General features: G+C 43.5%; 7 protein-coding genes and 1 pseudogene. 2 read left to right on the forward strand and 6 right to left on the reverse strand.

What is annotated here, in order from left to right; translation table 11 throughout:
• Nucleotides 1–352 precede the first annotated feature (352 nt).
• Together PLH26_RS18765 and PLH26_RS18770 are read right to left on the reverse strand one after the other, a co-directional pair.
• Nucleotides 353–1,309 carry a 3-keto-disaccharide hydrolase gene (locus tag PLH26_RS18765; RefSeq protein WP_324587562.1) on the reverse strand — a complete coding sequence of 319 codons (957 nt, stop codon included), beginning with the start codon at nt 1,307–1,309 and terminating at the stop codon, nt 353–355.
• Nucleotides 1,310–1,383: 74 nt separating this feature from the next.
• Complete coding sequence (locus PLH26_RS18770; protein WP_324587563.1) at nt 1,384–1,842, reverse strand: PAS domain S-box protein; 459 nt, start codon at nt 1,840–1,842, stop codon at nt 1,384–1,386.
• 295 nt (nt 1,843–2,137) lie between these two features.
• Between PLH26_RS18770 and PLH26_RS18775 the strand changes: the two genes are divergently transcribed.
• Nucleotides 2,138–2,635: an RNA polymerase sigma factor gene (locus tag PLH26_RS18775; RefSeq protein ID WP_324587564.1), complete on the forward strand. Its 498-nt coding sequence runs from the start codon at nt 2,138–2,140 to the stop codon at nt 2,633–2,635.
• Complete coding sequence (locus tag PLH26_RS18780; protein WP_324587565.1) at nt 2,625–3,263, forward strand: hypothetical protein; 639 nt, start codon at nt 2,625–2,627, stop codon at nt 3,261–3,263. Before PLH26_RS18775 ends, PLH26_RS18780 begins: the two co-directional genes overlap by 11 nt.
• Nucleotides 3,264–3,345: 82 nt before the next feature.
• Here PLH26_RS18780 and PLH26_RS18785 read toward each other — a convergent pair whose 3' ends face one another.
• The 4 genes and pseudogenes from PLH26_RS18785 to PLH26_RS18800 form a co-directional block, all read right to left on the reverse strand.
• Nucleotides 3,346–3,948 (reverse strand): hypothetical protein, encoded by a 603-nt coding sequence (locus PLH26_RS18785; protein WP_324587566.1) that lies wholly within the window; start codon nt 3,946–3,948, stop codon nt 3,346–3,348.
• A 334-nt stretch (nt 3,949–4,282) separates the two neighbouring features.
• The gene (locus PLH26_RS18790) at nt 4,283–4,438 is read right to left on the reverse strand and encodes a hypothetical protein (RefSeq protein WP_324587567.1); all 156 of its coding nucleotides are present in this window, start codon (nt 4,436–4,438) and stop codon (nt 4,283–4,285) included.
• A 23-nt stretch (nt 4,439–4,461) separates the two neighbouring features.
• Nucleotides 4,462–5,982 carry a histidine ammonia-lyase gene (hutH, locus tag PLH26_RS18795; RefSeq protein WP_324587568.1) on the reverse strand — a complete coding sequence of 507 codons (1,521 nt, stop codon included), beginning with the start codon at nt 5,980–5,982 and terminating at the stop codon, nt 4,462–4,464.
• Between the two features lie 134 nt (nt 5,983–6,116).
• Nucleotides 6,117–6,719 (reverse strand): annotated as a pseudogene (locus tag PLH26_RS18800) (phospho-sugar mutase); the annotation flags it as partial.

Raw genomic sequence — 6,719 nt, forward strand, 5'->3', positions numbered from 1 at the left:
AGGCAGGCCGGTATAGAAGACATGCCGCTAAGATTCTACTGAACCGGACGCCCGCCCCCACCAGAATGGCTTCGTCGGGCCGGCGTGCCGGTACGGGCGGGGCAGGCACTAAAACACAAAGTCCTGATCTTCAGATATTATTTTTTTCGTGCTTTAGTGTCTTTGTGGCAAAACATAACTTTTAAGACGGCCCCATATTTTTGGTGATGTTTTTGGAAAGAGACAGGCACGGATACGTTGATCGCATCAAAAAGATTTATTCCGTCATTTCCTGGCAGGCTTTGCCTTTGTTTTGCTTGTGCCAGCCCGAAACGGGTAAACGATTAAACGCCCAGGCCATAAACTATAGATTTTATCTGGCCGGCGTTAACACAATATTCCTGTATTCAATAGGACCGTGATCTCCCTGTATATACAAGGGGCCTGGCTCACCTTCATTACTATCCAATGCGCCACCGGTAACACCGGGTATGGCCTGGTTACAGATTATTTTTTTGCCATTCAGCACAACCGTGATCATTCTGCCCGTGAGGGTTATATCGTATGCCTGCCATTCACCTGCATCTTTAGCCGCCATTTTACTGGGTGTCAGGAATCCGTATACCGCCCCAAGCAAATCCTTTTGCGGCTGTTTTCCTTTGCTGTCTTCTATCTGTACTTCATAGCGGCCGCGGAGGTAAACGCCGCTGTTGCTTCCGGTGGGACAACGAAATTCAATATGGAGCTTAAAATCTGTAAACTTTTTTTCCGTGATCAGGTTGGCTCCGGAGTGCGGGCTTTTTAATACGCCATTCTCTACGATCCATTGATTTTTGCCCAACGCTTTCCAGCCGGTAAGGTCTTTGCCATTGAACAGCTTTATGGGTGTTCCCCATACAGGTGCTTTTTCTCTTATCAGTAAAGGGGCTCTGCGCGCAGACCAGTTATATGTTTTGCCGTCTGCGGCCGTCATGGTGCCGGTAAGCATATCGTTCCGGAGTGTTCCTTTAAAAGACAGGTCATTATCTTCTTCTTCCCACTGCGGCGGCAGGCTGAAACTTATTTTTCCATCGGTAAAATGAATTATGGAAACAGGACGGGCGCTTCCGGTAATCCCCACGTACTGCCCTACCAGCCGCTTATGTCCCGAATGCATCACTTCAAGCCAGGCAGGGAATTTTTTCCCGCCATCTTCAATGGTAATATCCCAGCGCCCTTCAATGGCAGGGTCAGCCGGTTTTGCAGAAGAAATGATCCCTGCACTGGCTGACACGGATAAAGCCAGGATGAAAACAACCGGCATAAATATGTTTCTTGTGATATGCTTCATATTGATTTTTTTTATCCGCTAATGTACTAAAGAAACAAACATGATGAGGATATGTCGCTTATGGAAAGTAAAGGTTAGGTTTTGGGCATACTCACGGTAATGCTTGTACCCTTTCCGATCTCACTGTCAATAACCAATTTTGCATATTTTTCTTCAAATTGCTTTTCGATCTGCCTTTTTTCGGTAATATCTTTTGCAATGGCAAATACGATTTCTTTATCGGGGAAATAAATGGATGTCCACGCAAGCCAGACAATATTCCCTTGCCTGGTAACATATCTGTTCTGGAAATTAAGGAGCGCCTTCCCATTTAACAGGTTTATTCGCTCCCGGCGTGTAGACTCCCTGTCTTCCGGATGTATGAAAGACTCAATAGGACGGGCATACAAGTCCGCTTCGGAATAGCCCAGCGTTTTAATAACAGCAGGGTTTGCTCTTTTTAAAAAACCATCCTTGCCGGCTATACATACCAGGTCAGGTGTTCTTTCAAAAAAAGTAAACATTTCCGGCTCCGCATTCGTTAAATACACCATCGTTTATTGAAAGTATATAATTTTTTTGTTAACGATGATGTAACCGGCACCTTATAACAACGACTTAAACGCAAATCAAAACCTGGGCGGTAACTTTTCATTACGGAAACAAACTCCTTCCACAGAAAGGTACACGAATATAGTACCCTTATAGAATACAGGGCTTGTCGAAAGATGAAATCTCATTTGGATGGAAAGTATTAAACGGGTTGAAAATGAAGTTCTCAATAATAAACGGAAAAACTGTAAGAAATTCATAGAACTTACGACTAATGAATTAAAGTGGAAAATGAGGATGGAAAAAGAATTCATTGAATTGATAAACAATTACCGCGCACTGATATTCAAGGTTTGTAACCTGTATTGCGGCCATCCCGAAAGCCGTAAAGACCTGTTCCAGGAAGTGGTTTTACAACTCTGGAAATCCTTCCCTGGTTTCAGGAAAGCATCGGCCAACAGTACCTGGATTTACAGGATAGCGCTCAACACGGCCATCTCCAATTTCCGAAAAGAATCGAAGAAGCCCGAAAAACGTCCTCTTACCCTGCTGGATCTTGAAATTCCGGATATGCTGGGAACTGCGGGAAAAGAAGAAGACCTTGGTACGCTTAACCAGGCAATCGCAAAGCTCACAGAAATAGAAAAAGCTGTTATTATGTTGTACTTAGATGAAAAAACCTACGATGAAATAAGTGAAATTATTGGCATTTCCAACAGTAATGTAGGCGTAAGATTAAACAGGATAAAAAATAAATTAAGTGAACTTATAAAAAACAATTACAATGAATATTGATCAATTAAAAGCAGACTGGCAGCGATACCACCAAAAGCTTGAATTATCGCAACGTTTAAATGAACAGCTTATGCACAGTATGCTAAAGGAAAGATCACGGTCGAGGGTCGCAAAAATAAGGCGCGATAACATGATTTACATGATTTTAATGATGATGAACCTGGTGATCCTGACAGCTATATTTGCCGGTAATCCTTTTGATTTTAAATATTCATTGCAGTATATTCCTTACGGGATTTTAACAACCGGCGTGCTACTCGCTCTTGTTTCCCTTTTTAAAAGTCTGCAAAGCTTTAATGTGAATTTAAACCATGTGGATATTGAACGCTTTCTTAAAAAAACAATTACGGAATTGGAGAAGAGCAGGAAAATGGAGAGATGGTTTGGCACTACCATTGTGGCCGCAGGTGTTTTAACAGCCCTATCCTTTTTACCAAACAAACTGCAAAATAAATCACCGGGACAGGCATGGATTGAAACGGTTATTATTATGGCCGTAACCGTGGTCATTTATATTATAGCATTTAAACTTGGGGCATTTAAAAACAGGAAGAAAGAAGACTTTGAAAATGATTTAAAAGAGCTGAATGCATTAAAAGCCATTGCTTCAGAATTAAGTGACAAATAACCGGGAACTTCAAACATTGCAATCCATCCCAAATTGCTGTTGGATTGCAAAGGCAAACATCTACCTCATGAGCAACATTATTTTAGAGCTTATATTGTATGCCCATTCCAAAAACAGCCAATGGAAATTTTCTTTCTTTCGTTAGCCATGTACCGCTATAGGTGTACGAGCCAATGATGTCGAGATGCGGAGCAACTGCGCACCCTACGGTTGAAGATATTACCGGCCGGAGTTTGGTTTTGGAGTAACGATAATGGGCGCCGCCGCCGTTGAGTTCAATAAACCACCCTCCGGTTTCTCTTTTAAAGTCCCGGTGCATGTAGCGTGGGGCGCCAAAGTTGAACCTGTAGCCTGCCATCAGGATGATTGCGCTCACATTATTGAATTTACCATCATCGAATGAGCCCCACAACGGACCATCGGTGGGTATGGTATGTGTGCCTTTTACGGTAATTACATATTGATTATAGGCATCTGCATTTTGCTGTGCATTAAACATCAGCTTGGCATCCATAGCCACACCATAAGTGGCCGGATAAGAAAAACCATTGTAAGTGCCCTGAACATTTATTGCTATCTGAGGCGATTTTGTGGGATAGGGCACTGTTTTTTCGATCACTTGTGCCCGGGATGACAAAACAAAGAACAGCGAGCACACGAACCCCAAGAGAAAAAGCTTTTTCATTACATAAAATTTGGTTGAAACAAAAAGGCTTTTCCGCTTTATACCCGGATCATTTAATTTGCCATTGATGCAAATGTTAAACGATCATAGAAATAGGATTTTCGGCATGATCACAGAAAGAGGGATTTTCAGAACCCGAAAATAAGAAGATAACGCTGCGCTTATGGTATTTTTCGGCGAGGCGCGCCAATGCTTCGATAAATGGTTAAAACGAAGCGATTTTTGGAATAAGCAATCATTGCCCAAAGTGCGCTTTCATTACCTTAGGATAATCGGCCAGGGCTGTTTCCGGTTCTGCAATTTCGGGACGCCATAATTTCTCCCATTCAAAACTTTAGTATCCTTTGTAATTTTCTTTTCTTAACAGATCTATCGCTTCAAATACAGGAACTTCGCCCTCCCCCAAAAGTGTATACTTCAATTTGCCGTTGGCCAGCCTGCTATCCTTAATATGTGTATGGCGGACGTTAAGTTGTTTCTTTGACTTCATAAGATAGCTTTATTTAAATTTACCTAATTACCTGAAGCAGGTGTGTTGTATTCCTCTGCACTCCGGCTCAGAAATGTCACAGCTTTCACCATGTCATCATGCAATACCCTGTCTTCCGTATTAAAAGATACCTCTTTCCGAAAAGCGGCAACGACCTGTTCTACAGCATTTGAGCTTTTTAGTGGACGGCGAAATTCCAGTGCCTGCACTGCACTCAGCAGTTCAATGGCCAATACTTTTTCTACATTATCAATAATGCGCAAACATTTTGTAGCGGCATTGGCGCCCATGCTCACATGATCTTCCTGGTTGTTGGAAGAAGAGATGGAATCTACCGATGCCGGGGTGCACAATTGCTTGTTCTCACTTACTATACCGGCGGCAGTATATTGAGGGATCATAAAGCCCGAATGGAGTCCCGGGTCTGTAACCAGGAACAATGGCAAGCCGCGCTGGCCGCTGATGAGCTGATAGATGCGCCGCTCGGAAATATTGGCCAGCTCACTCATGGCAATGCCCAGGAAATCCAGCGTTAAGGCCAGCGGTTGCCCGTGGAAGTTGCCACCGCTTAATACCAGCCCTTCATCCGGGAAAATATTGGGGTTATCCGTAACTGAATTGATCTCCCGCAGAAAAACCTGCTTTACGTATTCAAAGCTGTCTTTGGTAGCGCCGTGCACCTGTGGCACACAACGAAAAGAGTAAGGATCCTGCACCTGTTTTTTTTGTGCAGCAGCTATTTCACTCCCTGCTATATAGTTCCGGATGGCCGCTGCAGTGGCTACCTGCCCGGCATGCGGACGGATCTCATGTATTTTTTTATGAAAAGGTTCAGTTGTACAGTTAAATGCATCAAATGAAACGGCTGTAATAAGATCGGCCCATTGTATCAGCCTTGCAGCTTTTACCAGACTGTACATTCCATATGCCGACATGAACTGTGTGCCGTTGATCAATGCCAGTCCTTCTTTACTCTGCAGGTGTACAGGTTCCCATCCTGTTTTTGCCCATGCTTCATTTGTTTTCATTTTTCTTCCCTTGTACCAAACTTCGCCAAGGCCTATGAGTGGCAGGCTCATATGACTGAGCGGCGCCAGGTCGCCGGAGGCTCCCAATGAGCCTTGTGTATAAATTACCGGCAATACATCATTGTTGTGCATATCCATCAACCGCTTTACTGTGTCAATCTGCACGCCGGAATAACCATAGCTCAAAGATTTTACCTTAAACGCCAGCATCAGTCTAACAATAGGTTTGGGTACTTCTTCACCCAGGCCGCAGGCATGCGACATCAGGAGGTTGGCCTGCAATTGCTCTACCTGTTCATTGCTGATCGCCACGTCCTGCAAAAAGCCAAAGCCGGTATTGATGCCATAATACAACTGATCGCTTTTCTCCATCAGCCGGTTAAGATAATTGCGGCAACCGGCAATGCGCTCGTGCGCATCAAAAGTAATGGAGATATCCTGGCTGTATTTTATCAGGTGCTTCACCTGTTCAAAGCTTAACTGGCTACTGTCTAATGGCAGGTAATTGTAACTCATGCCGGTATTTGTATGTTAGGTGACTGGTTATGGAGTGATGTAAACCCCTCGTTATGTCATACAAAAAAAACCGCGTTGCTTTAATAGAGCATTACACGGTTTTAACAATTTGCTGCTGCTTTCTCCGAAACCTGTTACAACTTTAAATCCGTGATAATGCTTTGTATGCGTTGATCCAGTTCTGCGCTCACTTTGTCAAAATCAGCGGCACTGCCAAGTTTGGTATTCACGCTGAAATAAAATTTTATTTTGGGCTCGGTGCCGGAAGGTCTTGCAGAGATCTTGCTGCCGTCTTCCAGTATAAACTGCAGTACATTTGATTTGGGCAGTTTGATCTCCCATTCTTCCCCCGTTGCGGGGTTTTTGCCTTTCCGCAGTTCATAATCCAGCAACTGCACAACAGGTGAACCGTTAATGGCTTTGGGGGTATTCTTCCGGAAAGATTCCATCATTTCAGTAATTTCTTCCTGTCCGCGCATGCCTTTTTTGGTTATGGAAATAAGATGCTCCTTATAAAATCCATACTGTACATACAGGTCAATCAATTTCTCAAAAAGACTTCTCCCCTTATTTTTTTCATAAGCGGCCATTTCGCTAAGTATGGCTACAGCGCTTACCGCATCCTTATCCCTTAATTTTGAGCCTACCATTAAGCCATAGCTTTCCTCTCCGCCGATAATATAATTTTCACTATTTTCTTTTTCTTTGATCAGCTCTGCGATCCATTTAAAGCCGGT

The sequence above is a fragment of the Agriterribacter sp. genome (assembly GCF_035444585.1).
Lineage (GTDB): Bacteria > Bacteroidota > Bacteroidia > Chitinophagales > Chitinophagaceae > Agriterribacter.